Annotated in this window: 22 protein-coding genes; 11 read left to right on the top strand and 11 right to left on the bottom strand. The window is 67.4% G+C overall.

Going from position 1 to position 21595, the window contains the following annotated elements:
• Nucleotides 1-14: 14 nt before the first annotated feature.
• Complete coding sequence (locus AB0A63_RS31415; protein ID WP_360397547.1) at nucleotides 15-764, bottom strand: NUDIX hydrolase; 750 nt, start codon at nucleotides 762-764, stop codon at nucleotides 15-17.
• An 88-nt stretch (nucleotides 765-852) separates the two neighbouring features.
• A complete protein-coding gene (locus AB0A63_RS31410) occupies nucleotides 853-1137 on the bottom strand; it encodes a hypothetical protein (RefSeq protein ID WP_360397545.1) in 285 nt (94 codons plus the stop codon).
• A 433-nt stretch (nucleotides 1138-1570) separates the two neighbouring features.
• On the opposite strand from AB0A63_RS31410, the gene AB0A63_RS31405 reads away from it, so the two are divergent.
• Complete coding sequence (locus AB0A63_RS31405) at nucleotides 1571-2020, top strand: DUF6283 family protein (protein ID WP_360397881.1); 450 nt, start codon at nucleotides 1571-1573, stop codon at nucleotides 2018-2020.
• Between the two features lie 1262 nt (nucleotides 2021-3282).
• On the opposite strand, the gene AB0A63_RS31400 is transcribed toward AB0A63_RS31405, so the two are convergent.
• Nucleotides 3283-3981, bottom strand: coding sequence for a glutaminyl-peptide cyclotransferase (locus tag AB0A63_RS31400; protein WP_360397543.1), 699 nt, complete (start codon nucleotides 3979-3981; stop codon nucleotides 3283-3285).
• A 741-nt stretch (nucleotides 3982-4722) separates the two neighbouring features.
• Here AB0A63_RS31400 and AB0A63_RS31395 point away from each other — a divergent pair.
• From AB0A63_RS31395 to AB0A63_RS31355, 9 genes are all read left to right on the top strand, one after another.
• A complete protein-coding gene (locus tag AB0A63_RS31395) occupies nucleotides 4723-5649 on the top strand; it encodes an inositol monophosphatase (RefSeq protein ID WP_360397541.1) in 927 nt (308 codons plus the stop codon).
• Between the two features lie 16 nt (nucleotides 5650-5665).
• Complete coding sequence (locus AB0A63_RS31390) at nucleotides 5666-6280, top strand: helix-turn-helix transcriptional regulator (protein ID WP_360397539.1); 615 nt, start codon at nucleotides 5666-5668, stop codon at nucleotides 6278-6280.
• Nucleotides 6281-6315: 35 nt separating this feature from the next.
• Nucleotides 6316-6930, top strand: a complete 615-nt coding sequence (locus AB0A63_RS31385; RefSeq protein ID WP_360397537.1) for a hypothetical protein — start codon at nucleotides 6316-6318, stop codon at nucleotides 6928-6930.
• Nucleotides 6931-7163: 233 nt separating this feature from the next.
• Nucleotides 7164-7562, top strand: a complete 399-nt coding sequence (locus tag AB0A63_RS31380) for a hypothetical protein (RefSeq protein WP_360397535.1) — start codon at nucleotides 7164-7166, stop codon at nucleotides 7560-7562.
• A gap of 304 nt (nucleotides 7563-7866) precedes the next feature.
• Nucleotides 7867-8313 (top strand): DUF6355 family natural product biosynthesis protein, encoded by a 447-nt coding sequence (locus AB0A63_RS31375; RefSeq protein WP_360397533.1) that lies wholly within the window; start codon nucleotides 7867-7869, stop codon nucleotides 8311-8313.
• Nucleotides 8314-8354: 41 nt separating this feature from the next.
• On the top strand, nucleotides 8355-8738 hold the full coding sequence (locus tag AB0A63_RS31370; protein ID WP_360397531.1) for a DUF6355 family natural product biosynthesis protein: 384 nt from the start codon (nucleotides 8355-8357) through the stop codon (nucleotides 8736-8738).
• 292 nt (nucleotides 8739-9030) lie between these two features.
• Entirely contained in the window at nucleotides 9031-9177 is a 147-nt protein-coding gene (locus AB0A63_RS31365; protein WP_360397529.1) for a hypothetical protein, read from the top strand.
• On the top strand, nucleotides 9174-9680 hold the full coding sequence (locus AB0A63_RS31360) for a hypothetical protein (RefSeq protein ID WP_360397527.1): 507 nt from the start codon (nucleotides 9174-9176) through the stop codon (nucleotides 9678-9680). The genes AB0A63_RS31365 and AB0A63_RS31360 overlap by 4 nt, the downstream gene beginning before the upstream one ends.
• A complete protein-coding gene (locus AB0A63_RS31355; RefSeq protein ID WP_360397525.1) occupies nucleotides 9638-10063 on the top strand; it encodes a formyltransferase family protein in 426 nt (141 codons plus the stop codon). Before AB0A63_RS31360 ends, AB0A63_RS31355 begins: the two co-directional genes overlap by 43 nt.
• 87 nt (nucleotides 10064-10150) lie before the next feature.
• Here AB0A63_RS31355 and AB0A63_RS31350 read toward each other — a convergent pair whose 3' ends face one another.
• From AB0A63_RS31350 to AB0A63_RS31325, 6 genes are all read right to left on the bottom strand, one after another.
• Nucleotides 10151-10717, bottom strand: a complete 567-nt coding sequence (locus AB0A63_RS31350) for a hypothetical protein (RefSeq protein ID WP_360397523.1) — start codon at nucleotides 10715-10717, stop codon at nucleotides 10151-10153.
• A 12-nt stretch (nucleotides 10718-10729) separates the two neighbouring features.
• Complete coding sequence (locus AB0A63_RS31345; RefSeq protein WP_360397521.1) at nucleotides 10730-10999, bottom strand: helix-turn-helix domain-containing protein; 270 nt, start codon at nucleotides 10997-10999, stop codon at nucleotides 10730-10732.
• A 452-nt stretch (nucleotides 11000-11451) separates the two neighbouring features.
• Entirely contained in the window at nucleotides 11452-12738 is a 1287-nt protein-coding gene (locus AB0A63_RS31340) for a diguanylate cyclase (RefSeq protein ID WP_360397519.1), read from the bottom strand.
• Nucleotides 12739-13592: 854 nt separating this feature from the next.
• Nucleotides 13593-15977 (bottom strand): NB-ARC domain-containing protein, encoded by a 2385-nt coding sequence (locus AB0A63_RS31335; protein ID WP_360397517.1) that lies wholly within the window; start codon nucleotides 15975-15977, stop codon nucleotides 13593-13595.
• Between the two features lie 259 nt (nucleotides 15978-16236).
• Nucleotides 16237-17472, bottom strand: coding sequence for a cytochrome P450 (locus AB0A63_RS31330; protein ID WP_360397515.1), 1236 nt, complete (start codon nucleotides 17470-17472; stop codon nucleotides 16237-16239).
• A 36-nt stretch (nucleotides 17473-17508) separates the two neighbouring features.
• Nucleotides 17509-18015: a hypothetical protein gene (locus tag AB0A63_RS31325; protein ID WP_360397513.1), complete on the bottom strand. Its 507-nt coding sequence runs from the start codon at nucleotides 18013-18015 to the stop codon at nucleotides 17509-17511.
• 266 nt (nucleotides 18016-18281) lie between these two features.
• Between AB0A63_RS31325 and AB0A63_RS31320 the strand changes: the two genes are divergently transcribed.
• Complete coding sequence (locus AB0A63_RS31320; protein WP_360397511.1) at nucleotides 18282-18842, top strand: hypothetical protein; 561 nt, start codon at nucleotides 18282-18284, stop codon at nucleotides 18840-18842.
• A gap of 19 nt (nucleotides 18843-18861) precedes the next feature.
• Here AB0A63_RS31320 and AB0A63_RS31315 read toward each other — a convergent pair whose 3' ends face one another.
• Together AB0A63_RS31315 and AB0A63_RS31310 are read right to left on the bottom strand one after the other, a co-directional pair.
• Nucleotides 18862-20007: an MFS transporter gene (locus AB0A63_RS31315; protein ID WP_360397509.1), complete on the bottom strand. Its 1146-nt coding sequence runs from the start codon at nucleotides 20005-20007 to the stop codon at nucleotides 18862-18864.
• 136 nt (nucleotides 20008-20143) lie between these two features.
• The gene (locus tag AB0A63_RS31310; protein ID WP_360397507.1) at nucleotides 20144-21022 is read right to left on the bottom strand and encodes a hypothetical protein; all 879 of its coding nucleotides are present in this window, start codon (nucleotides 21020-21022) and stop codon (nucleotides 20144-20146) included.
• Nucleotides 21023-21595: the final 573 nt, after the last annotated feature.

The raw sequence follows: 21595 nt of genomic DNA, 5'->3' as shown, positions 1-21595 counted from the left end.
CGCAGTTCCGCCGGTCAGCCAGCGCCGAGCGACTCGCGCGCGTGTAAGTCGAGGATCGGCGCCAGGTAGTCCACCCGCGGACCGTCCAGCACTGCCAGATCGGCAGCGGTGCGCGGAAACACGATGTCGTACAGCTCCGGCTCCCGGCCCGCCGAGACCTCGGCGTCCAGTGCCGCCCGGAACCGCTCGCGCACCCGCGCCTCCGGTTGAGCCGGTGCTCGGAAGCACACCCCGATGTTGCCGTGTTCCCCCCTGCTCAACGTCCACAACCGCAGGTCGGCCACCGGGATGTCGACGCCGGTCTCCTCGACGAGCTCCCGCGCCGCGTGCCGCGCCAAGGCCTCCGTGTCGAGCTGTTCGGCCTCAACCGGGGGTTCCATCGAACCACCGGGAAGCTGCAACCGACCCGGCGCCGCCGTGGTCCGCGACATGCGTCCCACCAGTAGGCCTCCCCGCTCGGTCGGGACGGCGACGGTGACGAAGATGCTCGGCAGCACGGCCGCGCCCTCGACGCGACGGAGCGCGAAGTGCCGGTAGGTCGTGCGCGCCCACGACAGATGGACGGTCTCGCCGTCACGCCGAAGACCCGAGCACACCACCACCGGACCGTCGAACAACCCGATCGGATTCGCTTTCAGCGCAGCGTTCCAGACCGCATCTCGGGCTTGCTGGTGATGCGGTGGCACCGACGGCGCTACGGTTTCGACCAGACGAAGTTGTCCTACCTCAAGCAGATCGGCATCGTCGAGGTGAGGCAGTGGCATGTCCGTCATCGTAGGGCCGCGACCCACAATCCCGGCCGGTGCCCAGCCTGACCCGGCCCTATGTCACATGTGGACGGTTGATCACGGATTATGGTCTGGTGGCAGGTAGTGCAGCGGCGCGATGATCCGCGGCGGTGATGAGCCGGTGTTGGGCGGCGTCGAACACCGGCTCGGTCTCCCCGAGCGTCGGCCGGCGCAGGTTCGTCAGATCGAGTCCCGCGTCCGAAGCGAGCCACGCCTTGACCCGCTCGGTCCAGACCTCTACTTCGCTGTCCTCGGGGAGAATTCGCTGGTACGGCTTCCCGGAGTGCTCGTATGTGCCGACCACACGAATAGCGATAACCCACTTCTCGTCGGCGGTCGCCTCGTACATCTCAGCCCGGTGGAGTCGCACGAACTCGCCGTCTTCAGGATCGAGGAAAAGGCTGCCGGACGGAAGATCGTCCGGGGACCAGGTGTCGAGGGTGCAGGGCGGAGAAGCGTCGTCAGCAGCGCACCGAGGAGCATCGTGCCCGGCTCGTGGCGCTGCTCGACGAGCTCGACCGTGCCCCAGCGCCAACCTCTCAACAGAGGCGGACCCGGCGACCGGTTCCGATAGGCCGGCGCGGGCGTCACGGCACCGCGAGCTGATCTTTCGCTGCCCGGCAGCGGGGTCTCGCCGCCACGCAGGACCGCTGGCGCGAGCGTGCCGCGGCATGTTCCTGCCACAGTACGGTGTTCGTTTCCGTCAGTGCCATCTGTTGTCGCCGCGATCGTGACTAAGATTGGCATCGATCGCGCAAGTCGACTTCGCCTGGGGGCGCTCCGTGAACCATGAGCAAATCGCAGCGCCCGCGCCGAGACCGTGCGACGCGGATCCGTATCGGTTAGATGCGCCGTCTGGGATTTGGGCCCCTTCGGAATACGAGAAGTTGATCGGCTACGACGCCCCGACGGCGGAGCAGCCGAAGGGCTTGTTCTTGTGCCACCTGTCGGACCCGAAGTCCGGCAGGCTGCGGATCTGCGCCGGTTGGGCCGGCTGCCACGACGGTGACCACCTGCTGGCGTTGCGTCTTGCCGTGTTAGAAGGTCAGATCAGCCTGGAGACGGCCGAGACCACAAGGGACTACCGCTCACCGGTGCCGTTGTTCGGCTCCGGCAAGGAAGCCGCAGCCCACGGTATGCGTGATATCGAAGCCCCAGGAGACAGGGCGCGCCGAGCGTCCGAGAAGATTGTGCGGGCACGAAGCGACATCGCGGCGAGCATGCGCGAATAGGTGTGTCGAGCACGCCCGGCCCGAGGTAGCGGTTGGGGTCTGCTGCTGAGACACTGGTTCGCGGTCGAACCTCGGCGGGTTCACTCCGGCTGGTGCACGTCGGCGCCGACCCAGTCAGTTCAGCCGGTTTCGCACGTCACGCAAGTAGAACTCGCGGGCCCTGCGGTCCGGGATCCTTCCTTCCGCGCGAAACCACCTCGGATCAGGGCGAAGACGCTCTCCTGTCCTGCTTCCCCGTTGACGTTGACCAAATCCGCACGCTGGGCGCTGGTGGTGCTCGGCCATCCCGGCCACGGCTGGCTCGCTCACCACCTGGCCTTCGTAACGGTGCGGCCGATCCCGTGGTGCGTTCCGCGCGGACGGAAGATGAGTGGGTATGCAGCTCGTCGCGCGGGACGTGCCGCGGGCCCTGGGGGTCCAGGGGGCGGAGCCCCCTGGTACCGCGCAATGTGACCCCGTGCTCGTGAGCCTGCCCGGCCGAGGCCGCGTCGAGCAGCTCGACTACTGCGGCGGTGGCGGTGGTCGGCCGCCATGCGCTCGACGGTCCGCAGAGTTGGACCTGGGCGTTCGCCCTCTGAGGTTTGGAGGTCAGCACGTCCTGAGGTACGGACCTGTCGATCTCCTGCAGCTCTACGGGCTCGCCGGGCCCCGTTGAGGTCTTGTGCTTGTCGGCAGTGGTGCCATCTGGTGGCGGCCAGGAGGTGAGTCGGCGGGAGCGACACAGGTCGAGTGGGCTGGGAATGCGCAAAAGTCAACTTGTGGATCTTTGGTGTTCTAGACCGGAGTCGCACGCAGGCGCGCGGTGGAGGAGGCTCTGACCATCGCGGTGTTCGCCGCCGAGGCCGAGGTGCTGATCAGCTCGGAGAGCGCGCTGGAGTCCGAGTCGCGAAGTTCGCTGCTTGACGAGTATAGGACGGGCGATTCCAGGTGTTGTTTGAGATCAGGGACCGTCGCTTCGCTGTATACCGGGAACGCCTTCGGTTTGATTGACACTGAAGCTATTACACGTGCAGACCGATAGGCTCGTGCACCGGTCTGCACGTGGCGTGAGGAAGTCACCTCAAGGTCTGGCGCTCTCACTCCGAAGATCGGAGATGTCCCATGAACATGATCCAGTCCTCGCACGTGGGATGCCGCAGCATGACGTGCCGGAGTGGGAGGTGGCGTTGTTGCTGAACCATTCCGAGCTCGACGGGCTTTACGAGTCGCTATCGCCCGACGCGGTCGACTAGACGGCGCCGGACGGGATTTAGGGGGCGCGCTCACGGCCGCGAGGCCAGCCGGATGCGCACCGGCGTGGTCCAGCCGGTGCCTGAGATCCAGAACTCGTTGCGGACGTTGGGAACAGCTGCGATCCCGGTGATCGGGTCGATGCCGCCCGTCGCGCCGGCGAGCGCGGGGGCCAGGTCGGCGATGCCGGTGACAGACCTGGAGTCGATGTTGATGCGGAGCATCCAGGTCGTGCCGACGAGGTTTGCCCAGACGACGCGTTGGCCGTTGTCGTAGACGCATTCCAGCTCGCCGAGGTGGGCAGTGTTCCACCAGCCGCCCGCCACCTCGACGTTGCCGGTCTTGTCGAAGGTGACGGGGTCGCGAAGCGTCAGGCGCATCGTGCCGTCGCTGTGGACGAGTTGGGTGCCGTCGTCGCACAGGCCCTGGCCGTTGCCTTCGTAGGGGATCGTGCGTTTCGTCGCGAGGGTGACGGGGTCGCGCGCGATCGCGACGCCGTTGTGCTGGGTCAGTTGCCACACCGTGGCGGGTGTTCGCGGCGGCTTGCTGACGGCAATGCCGGTTGCGGTCAGGCCGGGCTGGTCCAGTACCCGTGCTCGCGTCACGCCGGTGACTAAATCGATTTGCCGGATGCCGGCGGTCCCGTTGATGTTCGTACTTTCGAGCAGAGATGCGTCACTGCTGGTCATGCCTAAGCCGGGGCCATCTGCGGAAGCCATGCGGCCGATCATCGCCGCGGCGTAGGCGTCGATTCGGCCTTGCCGCTGATCAACAGCTGGCGGCGTGGTCGAAGTGGCTGGAGGTGGACCTGGAGGACCAGGCGGAGGCGGGGGGCCCGCAATCGAGATGCAAGCGCCGAGAAGCAGCGCTGCGAGTGCGACGGCGAACAGTGCACGCACCGAAATCTCCCTCGGATGAGGACCTCGCGCCGTCCCCCAGGGAAGTGGGGACGGCGCGAGGCCGATCTGGTCGCCAGCGCGCGAACACCTGAGTCCTAGCTCAGCTCGCCGACGAGCTGTCGCAGCGAATCGTCGATGTGGCCGAGGGCGAGGTTGCACATCAGCATGTATTGAGGACTAGTCGGCGCCGGGCTCTCACCATCTTCATAATCGCTCGTCATCTCAACCGCACCGCAGACGCGAGCAAAGACTCTTGCTTTCTTTATGATTGCCCTAGACCCCTTGCGCCGACGCCGCGCTCTTCACCGCCGATGACACTCGCTCTCATTGCTCGACCCGCCCTACCCTCACACAGCAACTACCCGCAGTCATCTAGTTAAGCCAGCTACGTGCATAAACAGATTCACACCTCGCCGATCTTGACGGAGAGTAACTGGTCGCCGACTGGCCGCCTATCGATCTCACGCCTTTTTCAGTGACTGAAAAAGACACGGCTATCAAATGCCAGAGCGGCAAGCTTCGAGCACTGGAAGGATTTCGCCTTCGACTGCCCGGTGGTGTATCTTGCGTTCGTTGCCTCTCCCCCGAGCGCACGACAAAAACACACGCGAGTTGTGCCGGTATCGGCAGCTCGATGTGCAGCGCAAGGGGGTAAAGAACATGCATGTGCCTGTTGACAGGCTTACGGAGCTCGCCGAGGACCTGGCGGCGAGAGCCGCTCACCTGATCTGGACGGACCGCCTTCCCGCGGCGGCAAGACGTCGTGTTGAGGGGCTGCGCGGAACGGCGACCACGATCAGTCCGGCCGGTCTCGGTGCGGAACGTTTGATCAGGGAGTTGCTCGCTGAGTATCGGCCGTCGGATGCGGTGCTTGGGCACACGGCGGTGACACCGGGCCAGGTGACCTGGGTCGTCGACGCGCTCAACGGCAATGCGAACTACCTCTCGGGCCTGCCCTCTTACAGCGTGTCGGTCGCGGCGATGCTCGACGACGTTGTCCTGGCGGCAGCGGTCGTCGAACCGCACAGCCGCAGGACGTGGTCAGCGGGTTTGGGTCAGGGTGCTCGCCTGCATGACCGCATGATCTCTGACAGTTGGCTTGAGCTTGGGGTCTCGTCGACGGAGCGCCTCGACGTCGCGGTGGTGAGCACGGGGTTCTCCACGACTGCGGCGACGAGGGTGATCGGCGCGCTCCTGCCGCATATCGGTGATATTCGCTGTTCCGGTTCGCCGGCGCTGGACCTCGTCCATGTCGCGGCGGGTTGGACCGATGCGCACGTCGACCGCGGTGTGAGCCTGCGCGAGCGTGCTGCGGGCCTGCTGATCGCGGAGGAGGCCGGCGCAACCGTGTGTCAGCCGGGCCTCGACGGCGTGGTATTGGCCTCGGCATCCCGGATCTTCGACGCGCTTCTGCAGGTGCTCGACCGCGGAGCCGCCGCCGAGGCCGAGGCGGGGACGAGCTTGACGTTGACCGCCGTCCGCCCGCGTCGCACAGCCTGAACCAGGGGGAATGACCATGTACGGAACATCGATCAGCGAGTGCCCGCGGTTTGACCCGGAGAAGTTCGAGCGGCTGCGCAAGCAGCGGCGGCTGAGCCGCCGAGCGTTCGGCGAGCGGATCAACGAGACCCGGCAGACTTTGCTGCGCTGGGGCACCGGTGAGGTGTCGCCGCGTGCGCGGTCGCTGCGGGCGGCCGCGCACGTTCTGCGGGTCCGGCCCGTGGATCTGCTTCGTCCGGTCGACGGCGCGCTGACTCTTGCCGATCTGCGGATGAACCGCGCGCTCACGACCGCCGAGGTGGCGGCGCGCACCGGGTTCAACGAGTCCCGCCTGGTGTACTGGGAGCTCGCGGGGCAGCTCGGCGACGGGACCGAGAGCCCGCTGCTGCTGTCAGCCTACTTGGGGATTCGCCGGTGCAGCATCGAACAGTTCGCGCTCACGGGCTGGGTGCCCGACGTGATCGCGTTCCGGCTCGCCGACGTGTTTCACCTCAAGCCCGGTGACATCCGGGCGGCGTTCGCGAGCACGCGGGCCCGCTGGGAGGCTGTGGCGAAGGAAATGCGGGACAACGAGTGCGACGACGTCGTGCAGGCGATTGCGCACGTCATCGCGGCGAGGTGGGCGGCGTGACTCACCGTGCGGTTCGAAGTTGGCCGCGGTCGCCGGTGGCGCTGCTGCAGACGTTGTGGGGCACCGTGCTCATGGGCATCGGGATCGCGTTGCTGCTGCATGCGCGCCTCGGTTTGTTGCCGCTCGACGTCTTCCACGCGGCGTTGGCCGATCGGATGGGATGGTCTGTCGGCGTCGCGTTCACCGTGACGCAGGCCGTGTTCCTGCTTCTGTACGTGCCGTTGCGCATCCGTTGGGGCATCGGCACTCTGGCCGCCGCTGTCGTACCGGCCATCGTCTGCGACGGTATGACGAGGGCAGTTCCGCCAGCGGAGCACATCCTGCTGCGTGCCGGGTTCCTGCTCCTGGGCACCGTGGCGTTCGTCGTCGGGGTCGCGGCCTACTTGGCCGCCGACCTCGGCGCTCTTCCGCGCGATGGAGTCATGATCGAGATGGCCCGGCGCCGACGACGGTCACTGGCATCGGTCCGAGTCCTGTTCGACCTCGCCGCACTGCTCGCCGGAGTCCTGCTCCTCGGCCCGGCAAGTGCGATCGACCGGGGCGTCGTCGGCATCGCGAGCATCGTCCTCGCGATGCTGCTGGGCCCCTTGATCTTGCGCGCGCTTCCGCAGTTCGCGTTGGTGTCGGGATCTCGCCGACTCGTTCGCTGATAAAAATCTGATCCTGTAGTCGCGAGAGAACGGCCAGTATTGCCGCTGCGGAGATGCGCAGCGGCAATACTGGCATGCCACGAGCAAGCCCTGACAAGTTTTGCACATTTTCGGTTCTCTTCATTGACGGTTTCACCGGCTCTGAAGTTTCGTGGGACTCGCCTCAGAGACCGGCGGCGGCATGCCGAAACCGACCGCGTCTCACTCACTGAAAAACCGAGGAGAACCCCGTGATGAATCGTGCGTTGATTTCGCGCGCCGCTGGCGTCGTCGCGATCGCGGCGACCGCCCTGCTCGGAGCCGGCACGGCCAACGCTCAGGTGTCGATGAGCCAGCCCGGCTCGCAGATCCAGGCCGGCTCGCAGATCCAGCTCAAGACGGCTGGGGCTCAGGCGACGAAGGCCGCCTCCTGCAGGAACTACGCGTACAGCACCGGCGACTGGGTCAGGATCCGCGCTACCCCTGGTGGTGAGCCGGTGCTCGGGTACTCGATGCGCTTCGACCACTACAGCGACGCGGCCTACCCGAACGACTACCGCGACGGCTACATGCTCGCCACGAACCTGCGCACCGGCGTGCGCGGCTGGGTGAGCCTGGCGTGGACCGACTGGTACCAACCGACCTGCTACTGATCTCCGCCGACAGTTTCCTCGACTCTATTTAGTTCCCGCCTGACGCTACACATGGCGACGCCAAGCAGCTCTTCTGTGTAACCAATCGGCAGAGCATGCTGAACTGGCCGAAGGACACCGATTCAGCCAGTTCAGCGTGCTCTTTTCAGCTTCAGAAATATTTCGCATAGATTCCCTGAAGCTCATTGACGAAGGCGCGGGACGGCCGCTTCCCCGGATACATCGAACGGACGCGGCCAGCCGCATTCAGGTAACAAGTTTTCATTCGCTGAAATAAAGGGGCTAAGCAGTGAATCGTTTTTTCTTGGGCCGAGTTGTGGGCACGTTCGTGGTGGCGGCCGGTCTGATCTTCGGGCTGCTGGCCGGCACCTCGTCCGCTCAGGTGACGGACTCGGGCCCCAGAGCCTTGGCTGAACACGCCCGAGCACAGGGCTCCGCGAGCAGCTACGGGGTTCACGAACAGGGGTCTGCCAGCAGCTACGGCGCCCGCGAGCAGCAGAGCTGGGCCGGCACCCACGCGGTCAGCGCGTCGTACTACCGGTGCGGGTACTACCGCAGCCCCTACTCGGGGCTCGATGCCTTCTACACCCACTGCGGTGCCAGCACGTTCCCCCGCATCCGCATCCAGTTCAACTACGGGTGGAGCCACCGCGACATCACCGTCCTGGGCACCGCGAACCTTTCGCGGCACTACGCCCTGCAGGGCGCGGGCATGGTCACGAATGCCTGGTGCATCTCCGACTGCTGGTGACACAGCTTCCCAGTTCGCGTTGATCCGAGAGGAAGCGTTCAATGAAGATTTCCGCCTTTGGTCGGATCGTCGGAGCTTTCATAGTGACGGTCGGCCTGATGTTCGGCCTGCTCGTCGGCACCTCGTCCGCGCAGCTGGTCGACTCGGCTGCCAGAGCACCGGCTACGCAGCCGTCGAGCGGCATCGAGAAACCTGCCGTGAACGGCAGCGATGCCAGCACGGCACAGCTCGGCACATTCTCCGCGTGCGGCTGGCAGTCACCGATTTATAGGCACTGCGGCCAGAACCAGTTCATTCTGGTCCGCATCGATTTCTCGTGGTCCTTCGACACGACCGATATCTGGGTGACGAAGGGGGAAACCGACCTGGTGTGGCGTTTCGGAAGAAACATCGACTACGCCTGGTGCATCCAGAACTGCGGATGACTCCGCCGGAACCTCAAGACCACATCCGAAACGTTGGCCCGCACCCTTCCCCCTGGGTGCGGGCCAGCCCTTCATAAGGGAAAATCGCTGTGAAGACGCCTGTGACTTCAAACTCCGCTGCCCGCCTCTCGAACGGTCCGCCGAACCAGCCCAGGAATCCGACGATTCTTCGCATTGCCGCACGCGCCGGTGGGTGGGCTGCCCTGGAGCTGCGGCACCACCGCCGGGACGGGCACGGCCGCCACCTACGAGCGCGGAGCGCCCCGGTACGCACGCAACGGCAGGCGGCGTCATGAGCACGCGCACGCTGACGCTGCGGGGCCGGATCGGCGTGATCTGTGTGGCCGCGCTGTACTTCGCAGTCGCGGTCATCGACTGGGTGCACCGTGCGCGGACACCGCGCACCCGCACCAGCACGAGGACGGAGCCGATCCGGTGAGCCACTCGTACGTGCTGCTGGCCGCAGGACCAAATGTTGTCGGCCTGCGTGGCAGCATCGAGAGCTGGATGCGCGGGACCGGTGCCATCGCCGGCACGAACTTCCGCATGTTAGGGGACTCCGAGGGCTCGGTGTTCGTGAGAGCCGAGTTCACCTGCGCAGCGAACCGCAAGACGCTCGAAGCGTCGTGGTGCACAGTCGCCGCGCAATGGGGCCTCACCGCGTGGCACATCCAGACGGCGAGCACACCGCGGACCGCGGATGTGGCGAAGCCTCGCCTGCTGGTCTTGGTGTCCAAAGCAGACCACTGCCTGAGGGAACTTCTCGCGCTGCAGGGAAAAGGCGCACTGCCCGGACTGATCGCGGCGGCCGCGGGTAACCACACCGACCTGCAGCACGACTTCGAGCAGGCAGGCATCCGTTCACGCACATCCCGTGGCCGGCGGCGGCCGTGGACAGCATGGGACATGAGGCCGCGCACGAGCAGTTGCTACAGCTCGTGAAGGCCACCCGCGTGGACGTGCTGGTGCTGGCGCGCTTCACGCAGATCGTGCGCACCGAAGTGTGCGAGCTCGTGCCGACGATCAATACACACCACTCGCTGCTGCCAGCATTCGTGGGCGCCAGGCCGTACCACCAGGCGCACGAGCGAGGAGTGACGGAGATCGGCGCTACCTCCCACTACGTGACCCCGGAGCTCGACCAGGGACCGATCATCGCCCAGAGAAGCACGACCATCGAGCACCTGGCGCCGTGCCCGACGCCAGCTCAGCTGGCGACCGAGGGGCGTTCGCTGGAGGCGAGCGTTCTGGTTACGGCAGTGACCAGGCACTGCCAGGGCGAACTGCTGCGCTATCGCAACCGCGTGGTGCGTATCAGTCCCTGACGGAGTCGAGGCGCGCGGACGGGTGACTAAAGTCCCGGCCGCGCGCCTTCTGGCGCGTCGACGCTATGGCGTATCGCCGACGACGGGTCAGGAAGAACGAGGCCTACCTGTGAAGCGGGCTCGGCACACCGCGCTGGCGTAGAGGATCTCGTCGAGTAGCGCGACGGGGCCAGCGCCGGGCAGGCTCAACGTCGCTTTCACCCTCACGAACCGCTGTCCGCCGATGCGGTCGGCGGCGCTGGTCAGCTGCACGTCGGTGACGTGGCGGCGGACGCCGTGCGGCCGCAGCGCCTCGCCGAGTCCGATCGAGCCGTGCTCCAGCTCCTTACGGACAGCCTCGGGCAAGCGGAACCGCACGACCACGGCCACGTAGGAGACCAACACGAGCGGCGGTCGAGCAGTCTGGATGGCCGTGCGGGTGATTCCCTTGCGCACCAGTACGTTTTTGAGATCGAGGGGAAGCAGAAGGCGTTTGCACTCGGCTTTGCCCGGCGGCCGCAGCCTGCGGTACTGGAGTTCGTTGGTGAGCGGGCCTACGCCGACACGGGCCGTGAGAAATGTCGTGAGGTCGTCGGTGTCGAAGATCGCCCGCGCGAGCGTGTGTCGCGGAGCGGTGTCGTCTCTGGAGACCTCTGTGAGCACTGCTGAGCGCATCCCGACTCCCCGTCAGCCCACGATGTCGATGTCGGTGAGCACCGCTCGTGCGAGCTCGATCAGGCCCGGTCCTGGCACGAAGGACTTGTCCGGCTTGCGTGCCAGCAGGCTGGAATCCACGAGTCCGCTGGCGATGCGCGATGCCGTGGCAGGCGAGAGACCCGTGGCCAGGGACAGGTCCGTCACGCGTTTCGGGCCCGGATCCGTGCTGAACACCTTGAGGACGTCCGCGGCCCGGCGCGGTCCGTTGACCGGCGGCGTGGCTTTCCCATTGGCTGTCATCCCGGCTGTCCCCCTCTGCGGTGTGCGGCGAGACGGCGCCGTCTGGACCTGTGAAATCCAGACGGCGACCCTCTCCCTTTGACTTGATCACCGACACGTTCATGAGAACGCGGTGACACCGACGGCGGCTCCCAGCGCCGTTCCCTTACGGAGCGTGTCCGAACTGCCGGTCGAACACACCTCAGGTGCGATGTCACAGAGTGGTCGACGGCCGACATAACTCCCCCGAGCCTGAGACCAATCAATCACTCTCAGTGATCAAAACCCTTGTTTTAAGGGCATATTAGGTCTACATGGTCGCTCACCGTGACCGCTAGACCAATCGGTGAAATATGGTCCACGCTTCACTCGAATGGAGCAGTAGAGGCAACATTCTGTAGTCAGCATGGCGCTTCTTGTGTATCAAGTGTCAGACTTCGTGGACTATGTTCCACCGACCGCTCGTTTCGGGGTCACACCGGTTGCTTGGCCCCGAAGTGAGCAGTGTGCATGTCGCCGTCGATGACGACTTGGTCGCGACCACCGCGTTTTGCCTGGTACATGGCTCGGTCGGCGCGATCGAGCAGGACGGTGAGGTCGCTGATCGAGGTGCTGACCGCGACGCCGATCGACGCGGTGGTCGTGACGATCTCCGGATCTCCGCCACGCAGCCGGGTAGTCGGGATGCGAATGGCGCGGATGCCGTCGAGCAGGCGCTCGGCGATCTGCTGGGCCACGGCGGCGTCGGCGTCGGGCAGAGCGAGGACGAGCTCCTCGCCCCCGAACCGGCCGACGTCGTCACCCTCACGTACGCCGCTGGTCAAGACGCGGGCCACGGCTTGGAGGAGCTCGTCGCCGGCGAGGTGCCCGAAGGTGTCGTTGACGCTCTTGAACCAGTCGAGGTCAACGAGCACCACGGCGTAGCTGCCGCTGCGCTGCAGTGTGCTGTGCAGGCTCGCCTCCGCGGCGTCTCGCCACCCGGTTTTGTTCAGCACGCCGGTGAGAGGGTCGGTCGCGGCCGCGTTCCGCGCGTCACGGGCCTGGTGTTCGGCGTCGGCGCGGCCGGCGATGAGCCGGTTGATCGCGACGCCCACGCCGACCATCAGCGCCACCAGCACCGGGTGGGCCGAGGTCAACGCCAGCGCTATGCCGAGGCTGATCGCGAGGTATGTCACCCGCCATTGCTGCGCGCTGCCGAGCACCGCCGTCAGCGGGGGCCGCTGGTCGGCCTCCAGCAGGATCGCGGCCCCCACCACGAGGACCTGCTGCACGCAGTAGATCCCCGCGGCGAGCAGGATGACCAGTCCGTCGCTCCACCGCGGACCGGGTCGCAGGCCGATGCCGGCTCCGGCGATCGCGTGCGAGACGAACGCCGCCAGCATCATCGAGCAGGCCGAGAGCAGCGCCTTGGCCGGTGGCTTGCGGGCGATCCGGTGCCGTTGCACGCGGGTGGCGGCGATCAGGACCGCCACCAGCGGAATCGGCAGGATCAGGGCTGCGGGGAAGGACCACATACTCGACACGTCGATGTGGCGTCTGGAGCCGTCGGTTCGGCGGCGTTCCTCTGCCCGGCGTGATAGGTGCACGTGCGCCAGCGCTCCCGCCGCGATCGTGCCGAGATGAATCCAGTCCTGCGAGCTGGGTTGGCCTCCGGTGACCGTGGCGTGGACCAGCCACGACACGGTCACCAGCTCGACCACGATCACCCACGCGATGACCCTGGGACGCCATGTCCACAGGTCCCAGCCCCACAGGTTCACAGGTCGGGCCCAAACATTCGGCAACCGGGCGGCCCCGCGTACCGAGCCTTAGGCCAGACTGAGCGGCGATAGTCCTCACTCCCCCGAGCGCGGACACTCTGCCGAACCGGTCCTTGCACGACCGGTGTGTGGTTGTGCTGCGCGCTTTTCCTCCCGGCAGGAGGTGATTTCTGTGCGCAGCCGCGGCGACGTCGAGTGGTGAGCTCTCCGACGTGTCCGTCTCCCGGTCCTCGTACCCCTTGACCTGGGCGATCGCGAGACGTGAATGCGATGGTGCGGACGTGTGACGTGTGAGCCTCGCAGTGGCTCTGCACGTCGCGGCCGCGCGGGCGAGATGTGGTCTTCCAGGCTTGCCCTCCTGTTGCGGATGGTTGTCCGTGGTCCGGTGCCGCCGGCCGCGGGCAACCTCCCCTCTTCGTGAACAGCGTCCTCATGCTGTTGATCCCCCCAGGCCGCATCCCTCGTGAACCGCTGTCTGCCGCGGCCGCTCAGCTCGTTCTTGGGTTAACCCGTTTCCGAGGTAACCCTTACCTCGGACAGCGCCTGTGTGGACTGCCGCCGGACCGTCACTGAGGGTGATCGGCGTTGAGCGTGCGTGTTCCAGTTGCCGCCGTGCTGGAGCATGCCGGGTGGCGAAGAGGCGTCACATCCGTGCAAACCCCGAGAACTTCCGCCGAGACTGCGCCGCAGGTCGTTCGTCGTGCGCGAGCGGGGGGATCGGTCGTCTCAGGGAAAACACCTACGCGCGGCGATCGTCCGCAGCGTGGTGAGCGAGGCGCCGGAGGTGCTGACGGGTTGCGCAAGCTCGGGCATCGCGCTGCAGAGTCCGCGTCGGTCACCGGCGAGATCGTGTCTCAGTGGTGGTCGTCGCCGTCGAGCAACGCCGGTGGTACGAACTTGAGCACTCCCGCCACCAGCGCGGAACGGCCTCCGCCCTCGATGCCCGCTCGCTGGCGGATGTCGGCGACGTGGGAGTCGATGGTCTTGATCGAGCTGAGGCGCATCTCGGCGATCCGTTTGTTCGTCAGGCCTCTGGCGATGAGCACGGCGACGTCCTTCTGGGCATCCGTGAGCAGGTCCCAGGTTTCTGCGCCGGCGATGACGTCGGTGGCGGCGTCGAGGTCGAGGTGGTCGACCGGATGACCGAGTGCAGCACGTCGTGCTTCGGTGATGTTGCGGATCTGGGCTCCGTAGGCGAAGGCGGTTTGGTAGTTGGCCTCGCCGAGGAGTTGCTTGACGGTCTTGACCGCTTCGACGTGGCTGTCGCGGAAGGGCAGGATCGTGTCGATGTTCGTGTTGGTGATCTTGTTGATCGCCGAGGCGATACCGAGCAGGACCGCGGCCCGGTGTCCGGCGCGCATCTTCACCGCGGTCCAGGCCAGCACCTCGATGATCCACATGGGCAGCCAGCTGTCGGCGTCGACACCGTCCTTCTGGTCCCGCAGCATGGCTTCGAGCTGCGCGGCCGCGCGGGCGGGCTGCCCGAACCGGCATTCGACGTTGGCCGCGCACCACTGCGCCCAGCGGATCATCCACGGTGAGCCGGCGATCTCCGTCTCCGCCGTAAGTCGCGTGGCGGCGGCACTGGCGCGGTGCTTGTCGGCCATCAGGGTCTCGCCGATCGTCTTGAGCAGCAGTGCCATCGCCGCGTCGCCGTACGTCTCGGGACCGGCCGCGCGCAGGGCGTCGTAGGCCTGGTCGAGCAGGGGCATCGCGCTGAGGTCGTAGTCGAGCAGCAGGAACCGGGCAACTCCCTCGGAGAACCACACCACCGGCGACGGCTGTCCGTACGCGCCGGCGATCTGCTTGAGCTCGTCGAGGCGCTGTCGCACGCGGACCGCGTCGGCGCCGGTGCAGAGGTCGACGAAGAGGTCCAGGGCGCGGGCGCCGATCTCCAGTTCCGGTCGCGGGTCGGCAGTGGCGGCCAGGGTGCGGCCGAGCCAGCTGACCGACTCGCGCATCCGGCCCAATTTGAAGTACAGCCTGGTCTGTGCCAGGTTCACGGCGATCTGCAGCCCGCTTTGGTCCGGGTCGGGGTCCTCGACGTAGGCGTGCTGCACGGCGTCGAAGTTCGGCAAGTCGTCGGCGAGAGCGTTGAGGACGTCGTACTCGGCGGGGCCGTACCAGGTGGACGCCGCGCGCGCGGCGAGCGACATGAAGTAGGCGCGCCGCTGTTGCAGCAGCGTGTCCCGTTCGCCTCGCTGATCCAGGAGCGTGGCACCGAACTCCTTGAGCGGCACGAGCAGCCGGAATCGCGTGCGCTCCTCGTTGGTGACCTCCACCGTCGAGGACATGATCAGGCCGTGGAGCGCGTCGTAGATCTGTTCGCGGGGCAGTTCGTCGTCCGCGCAGACCTGCTCGGCCGCGGCGAGCGTGAAGGTGCCGGCGAAGACCGAGGCTCGCGCCCACAGCAGCTTCTCGGAGTCCTCGGAGTTCTCGAAGTTCCACCGGAACACGGCTTCGAGGGTCTCGTGCTGGTCGGGGTCGAGCTCGTCGCTCTTGTTGAGCACCGCGAACAGGTTGTCCATCCTGGCCAAGAGCTCCTTGAGCCCCATGGTTCCCAGCCGGACGGTCACGAGCTTGATCGCCAGCGGGATGCCGTCGACGCGGCGAAGGATCGTGACGACGTCGTCCCAGTTGTCCTTGGTGAGCCGGAAACCGGTGATCCGCGCCTCGACCAGCGAGCAGAAGAGGTCGACCGCCTCGTACTGACCGACCGGATCGGCGGGCAGCGGTGCGTCCTGCGGCGGGAGCGTCATCTGGTCCATGCGGATGACCGCCTCGCCGGCAGCACCGAGCTGCAGGCGGCTGGTGGCGATGATCCGGAGGTCGCGCGCGGCGCGCAGCAGCGTGAGCGCGAGCTTGCCCGCGGTCCGTCCGAGGTGCTCGCAGTTGTCGAGCACCAGGAGCAACGATTTGTCCTGCACGTACTCCAAGAGCGTCTTGAGCGGTGTGCGGGTGGCCTGACCGGGCGCATCCAGCGCGGTCAGAATCGCTTGGTAGACGCCTTCTTCGCCCTTGCCGCTCTTGGCCTCGTCATCGCTGACGATGACGGAGTCGAGCTCGGCGATCCACACGCCGTCGGGAAACTCACCGCTGTCCTGCACGCGGGTGGCGAACTCGTAGACGAGCCTGGTCTTGCCGCTGCCGCCGATGCCGACGACGGAGACCAGCCGCCGCTCCTGGAGCCGTTGCGTGAGTTCGTCGAGCTTGTCGGTGCGGTCGACGAAGCAATCCACCGCGTGCGGCACGTTGCCGACACGCTTGCCCCCACGCTTTCGTCGCGATTCCACACCGCGACGCTACACAAAACGCTTTGTCTCGCATCCTGTTCTCGCATGTCAAATGCCCTTTGGTCGCAAACGGACTAATTCACGGTAGCCCGATTGAGTGACGTCGGATATCGCGACCTCGCAGTCCGGCTCCCCGACCGGATCGTGGAACGCCGCAGCGGTTCACCGAGTCGATACGGATATCCGAAGTGATCGCGCGTTGCGGTCAGACCCGCCAGGTGAGGTGCAGGTGACGTACCCCGCGCAGCACGCCGCTCGTGCGTGTCGGGGGCATGCCGGGGTCAAGGGTGAAGTCGGGGATCGCGTCGAGCAGGCTGCTCAGCACGATCCGCAGTTGCAGGCGGGCCAGCCGCATGCCGAGGCAGCGGTGCACGCCCGCGCCCCAGCCAAGGCTTCGGCCGGGGCGTGGCCGGTCGAGCCGGAACCGTGCAGGGTCGTCGACGTGCCGCTCGTCGCGGCAGCCCGAGGCCCAGGCCAGCAGCAGCCGGTCTCCGGGCTGCAGGTCGACGCCGCCCAGGGTGGCGGCGCGCAGCACCGTGCGGGCGGTCGCCACGATGGGCGGTTCGTGACGCACGACCTCCTCGATGAAGTCCGCGACGAGCGAATGGTCCCGCCTGACCTGGGTGCGCAGCCCAGGGTCGCGGGCCAGCTGCAGCACGGCGTTGGAGAGGGTGTCGACGGTGGTCATGAAACCCGCGCTGACCATGATGAACGCGTGCTTGAGCAGCTCGTCGTCGCTGGGTGCCCGGCCCTCGACCACAGCGTGGACGACGGCGGTCAGCGGGTCCGCATCATGGTTGACGCGGTCACGGCGTTCGCGGATCTCGCGGCGCAGGAACTCCACGACGCCGGCGACGGCGTCGCGGGCCTGCTGCGGGGAGTCCGGCGCCACCAGGCCACGTCCCAGCGCCGCCAGCTCCTGGTGACGCTCCTTCGCAACGCCCATGACCTCGGCGACGACCACCGTCGGAATGCGTGCAGCGATCTCGGCGCCCGCCTCGCACCGGCCGCGCGGGACGAGCTCGGCGAGCACCTCGTCGGTCGTGCTCTGGATGAACGGCGCGTGGGCTTCGACGGCGGCCGGCGTGAAGAACGGCTGGAGCAGCCTGCGCCAGCCGGTGTGCGTCGGCGGATCGGTTTCGAACAGCGGGGCGATGACGTCGCCGCTGCCGGGAAACAGCGCGGCCGCGCCCAGGCCGGTCACGGCGGCGCTGTAGGTTGCGCCGTCCTTGGCGACCGCGGCGATGTCGTCTTGGCCGGTCACGAGGACGAAGCCGCCGTGAGCGGTGCTGTGTGCAACCGGGCAACGGCCGCGGAAGCCCGCGAAGGTGCCGTGCAGCGTGTCCGCCAGGCGTGGATCGAGATGGTCGAACTCCCCGATGCTGGGCCGGGTGCTCGACGCGTCCAGGGCGCCGGGGTCGTCTGCGTGCGATCGGGTCACTAGTCCCCCCTCGTAGTCGGCCCGACGTGGTGCTCGCTAGGCGCTGCCCGGCAGCGCGGGCGAGGGCCCGACGATCGGGATGTCGTGTGCCGCGCCGATCTGTGCGACCAGTTCCGCCGTCTGAGCCGCCCCCACCTCCGGGCCGGAGGTTGCGGCGCTGACCGCGTGCACGAAGCGCTCGAAGTCTCCCCCGACCCCACCTGCCAGGCAGGGCACCGTGATCACGTACATGCGGGCGTCGGCGAGCACCTCGAAGTTGTGCGCGAGGCGGGCGGGCAGCCACGCCGCGCCGGAGCCCTCGACGACGGTGACGGTGGATCCGGCCGTGAAGCGGACCGCGCCGGCCGACACGATGAACAGCTCGTGCTCACGCAGGTGCAGGTGCGGCGGCGGAGCGAAGCCCGCGGGAACGACGCCGGCGTCGAACATCGACAGCACGCCGCCGGTCTTCGACACCGGCACGAGAAGCCGGTGCTCGGTCGCCAGGAACCGTGTGGGTGCCGTCTCGGACGAGGACGTCACCACCGGGTGCAACTCGGTCATGTGGTCTGGCCTCCATCGAACCTCCGTGGCCGACAGGAGTGCGCGCGGCGGTGTCGGACGTTCGGAGCATGCCTACGTAGCGCCACTTGTCGCATCCGGGTAACCACGGAGAACCTCGTGCGCCCTCGCTACCTGCACAGATCGGGCCTTATCTTCTCGACCGCGGCGTTTCTCTCCGGGATAACCCCGATGCCGGCGGCTCGGCGGCAGGCCAAGGTCGAACGAGATCTCGCGCCCTTGTGGTGGGCGCCGCTGCCGAAGGAGAGATGGTGCCGGATCAGCACACTCGGGACCAGGAACCCGAACTGGCGCTACGACGGGAGGCCCAGGACCGGCTCTGGCGCGACGGCATGTGCCGGCTCGCTCTGGCCGTGCGCCGGATGTGGATGACGATCGGAGAGTCCCTGCACCTCACCGAGGACCAGGTGCACGCCGTCACGAACCTGGCGAAGGTCTCAGGCGACAACACCGTGTCCATCTCGGAGCTCGCCAAGGTCAGCGACCTGTCCTTCGAGCGGGCGGCGACCGCGATCGACGCGCTGCTCGAACGCAGAATGGCGGTGCGGGCGTTCCCTCGTGCCGGCGAGCCGGTCCAGGACCGCCGCGTGCGGCTGCGCGGCGATCTCGTGGAAATGATCTTCGAGTACTACCGGCTGCACGAGGACCACCGCGGGTTGCTCGACGGCTTCAGCCCGGCCGACTTCGACCTCGTCAGCCGGCTGCTCGACGTCGCGACGTCCATCGCCGACGACAAGGCGCGGGCGATCGGTTCGGGCGAGGTCAACCCCGGGGCGCAACTGCAGGACCTGCTGGACGGGACCGGCTGATCGCCGCCGGCAGCAAGGTTCATCGAGGTGCGGTGGCCGCGGCTCGCCGCCACGTGAACCCGGCGGCCGCCACCCAGCAGCAGCCGACGAGGCCCGCGGCCCCGAGGGTGAGCGTGGTCGACCCGGTCAGCTCGGCGGCCGCGCCGGCGAGCGCGACACCGACACCCTGTCCGACGCGCAGGCCGCTGCGGACGAACCCGCCGGCTGATCCACGCACGTGCGTCGGCACCCTGCTCATCACCTCGGCCTGCAGGATCGCCTGATAGGCCGTGCCGACGCCCGACAACGCCAGCAGCACCAGCGCGGCGGCGAGGCTCGGCCGGAGGAAGAACCCCGTCAGCGGCGCGACCGCGAGCAGGGCGAGCATCCACATGACCTGGTTCTGCCGGCGCCGCACGAAGCGCCCGGCGAGCAGGAACAGGGCCAGGAAGTAGGTCAGCGGATGGACCGCCAGAAGCAGGCCCACCGATGACCGGCCCCCGCCGATCTCCTCGGCCAGCGGTGCGACGACACCGTCGGGGATCACGACGATGGTCGCCATCCACGCGAGCGCGATCAGGGTGAGCAGCTGGCGGTCGCCGCGCAGCACGGCGAACGTGGTGCGCCACTGCACCCCTGGCCGGCGCGCACCTCCCGGCGCCGGGAGATCAGGAACTCCGCGCGCGACCAGCACGGAGGCGATCACGAACGTGGCGGCGTTGAGCACGAGCACGGGCGACGGTCCGATGGCGGCGACCAGAGCACCGCCACCGGACAACCCGACGACCTGCCCGATCGACCGCGCCTGGCCGAGGAGCCCCTGCCCCACCGGAAGCAAGTCCTGGGGCAGCACATCGGTGACGAGAGCCATCTGGGCGGCCTTCGAGGGCGCCAGAGCCACGGTCGACACGGCGACCAGCACCGCCACCGTCCACAACGGAGCACCGGGGATCGCCATCAGCGTGAACGATGCGCCCTGGACCAACGAGCACACCACGATCACCGATCGGCGCGGGTAGTAGTCGGCGACCCACGCCAGCGTGAGCAGCCCGATCAAGTCGGGCAGGAAGGTCAGCGCGTAGACGGCGGCGGTCCACCAGGCGGAGCCGGTCCGGTCGAAGACCAGCAGTGCCAGTGCGACGCGAGCAAGTTGATCGCCCAGGGTGGAGACGATGTCGGCGAGCAACAGCCCGCGGTAGCTGCGTACAGCCCAGACCTGCCGAAACGCCCCGGCCGGTCGCCGCTGCTTCTGAGACGTCAGCGACGTGCTCCTCGTGATCAACCCCGCGCGCGGCGTGAGGCCATGGCCAGCAGAACGCCGGTCAGGCTACGCCCTGTGCCGAGCCGGTCACCGGCGGCTGCCCGCGGTTGTCGGAGCCGGCCGCCGACTGCGCACGCTGGGCCATGAGCAGGACCAGCTTCGTCGCGGCCTCGACATCCTGGGCACTCAGGGCGGTGAGCACATCCCGTCCGGCCGGCGGCGGCTGGGTGTGCTTCGCGACGATCCCACGGGCGCGCTGCGTGGGCGCGAGCCGGCGGACGTTGCGCGGGTCTCCGAGCTGGGGTTCGCACGGCCGCAGGAGGTCCTTCTCCTCCAGCGCGTCCGCGGCCAGCGAAGCCGTCTTGGACGAGATCTGACATTCAGCGATCATCTCGGCGATCGACACCGACGCTCTCGTGCTGCCCGTCAGCTGCAACAGGATCTCGGCATGCCCCGGCTTGATCTGCAGTTCGGCGGCGATCTCCTCGGCGATCCGCTTCACGCCGAGCGTGAGACCGCGGGTCCAGGCCGTCCAGTCGGGAGTGACCTCGGCCGCCGCAGGTTCGTCATGCGCCTCGGGCGGCGCGGCGTGTTCCGCCTCGGCGAGCTCCCGCAGCAGCGTCTCGTGCACGTCGAGCATGACCTCGATCGCACGCCCGGACACCGGTTGCAGGAGGTAGTCGGCGGGAACGTCGAACAACGCCGCCAGCCCCGCGATCAGCAGAGCACCGGGATTGGGCGCCGAGCCGTTGATCACCTTCGCGATCATGGACACGGTGTAGTCCACGACCACCTCGCCGCCCTGCAGGGCCAGCAGTCCGGCCCTGATGTCGGTGGGTCCATGCCAGGGACTGCCGTCCGGCTGCCGCCGCACCGCCTGCAACAGCTTGATCTTCTCCGAGAGAGAAGGCAGCTCTCTGCGCTCATCAGCTTCGGTCACGGCAACGCCCCTTTGCCCCAATTCACCAGGAACGACTCACCCCTGCGCCGCTTCCGGCTACCTGAACCGTCGCCACAGTCCAGCGGGTTGAGCGTACGCCACCCCCGCTCACGCTTGGTGATGATGGCGGTCACCGAGCGACGTATTACCCTGTCAGATGCTTTAGCGTTCGATCATCCCTCATCGTTACGGGGGGAGTTCAACGATCGAGGACGCAGGTCACCTGATCGGCGACACCTCTTTTGGGATGCACAACCCGCCGCAGGAGGTCGCTGCCGCCCGGACGGCTGCCCGTCTCGCGCTGCCGTTCGCCCGCGACGAACCCGGCCACCCGGTCCCACTGAACCCGGACCCTCCCGCGTTGTAGAAACCGACAGGTCAAGACGCTGAACAGCACAGATGTGCGGCCAGCGCGAAGTTTTCCTCGTCGTGCACCAGAGGAGGCGGGTTCCTCGACCCGCTTTTCCTAACTCCTCCTGCCACGCCCGCAGGTCCGGCGGGACATCGCGCACGCTGCGCCGCCACTGGTCGGGCGTCAAGCCCGCGGGAACAGCACCCGCGAGCTTGACCCCC

Source organism: Lentzea sp. NPDC042327, assembly GCF_040647275.1.
Lineage (GTDB): Bacteria > Actinomycetota > Actinomycetes > Mycobacteriales > Pseudonocardiaceae > Lentzea.
The sequence above is the reverse complement of the archived record's forward strand: the minus strand, read 5'-3'. Positions and strand labels throughout refer to the sequence as shown.

Coding starts and splice junctions, on each gene's coding strand:
- AB0A63_RS31410 (WP_360397545.1), bottom strand. CDS start 1,137: ATGTACGAGGCGACCGCCGACGAGAAGTGGGTTATCGCTATTCGTGTG.
- AB0A63_RS31325 (WP_360397513.1), bottom strand. CDS start 18,015: ATGACCGAGTTGCACCCGGTGGTGACGTCCTCGTCCGAGACGGCACCC.
- AB0A63_RS31415 (WP_360397547.1), bottom strand. CDS start 764: ATGCCACTGCCTCACCTCGACGATGCCGATCTGCTTGAGGTAGGACAA.
- AB0A63_RS31390 (WP_360397539.1), top strand. CDS start 5,666: ATGTACGGAACATCGATCAGCGAGTGCCCGCGGTTTGACCCGGAGAAG.
- AB0A63_RS31365 (WP_360397529.1), top strand. CDS start 9,031: ATGAGCACGCGCACGCTGACGCTGCGGGGCCGGATCGGCGTGATCTGT.
- AB0A63_RS31350 (WP_360397523.1), bottom strand. CDS start 10,717: ATGCGCTCAGCAGTGCTCACAGAGGTCTCCAGAGACGACACCGCTCCG.
- AB0A63_RS31380 (WP_360397535.1), top strand. CDS start 7,164: ATGAATCGTGCGTTGATTTCGCGCGCCGCTGGCGTCGTCGCGATCGCG.
- AB0A63_RS31370 (WP_360397531.1), top strand. CDS start 8,355: ATGAAGATTTCCGCCTTTGGTCGGATCGTCGGAGCTTTCATAGTGACG.
- AB0A63_RS31355 (WP_360397525.1), top strand. CDS start 9,638: ATGGGACATGAGGCCGCGCACGAGCAGTTGCTACAGCTCGTGAAGGCC.
- AB0A63_RS31400 (WP_360397543.1), bottom strand. CDS start 3,981: ATGATCGGCCGCATGGCTTCCGCAGATGGCCCCGGCTTAGGCATGACC.
- AB0A63_RS31345 (WP_360397521.1), bottom strand. CDS start 10,999: ATGACAGCCAATGGGAAAGCCACGCCGCCGGTCAACGGACCGCGCCGG.
- AB0A63_RS31320 (WP_360397511.1), top strand. CDS start 18,282: ATGGTGCCGGATCAGCACACTCGGGACCAGGAACCCGAACTGGCGCTA.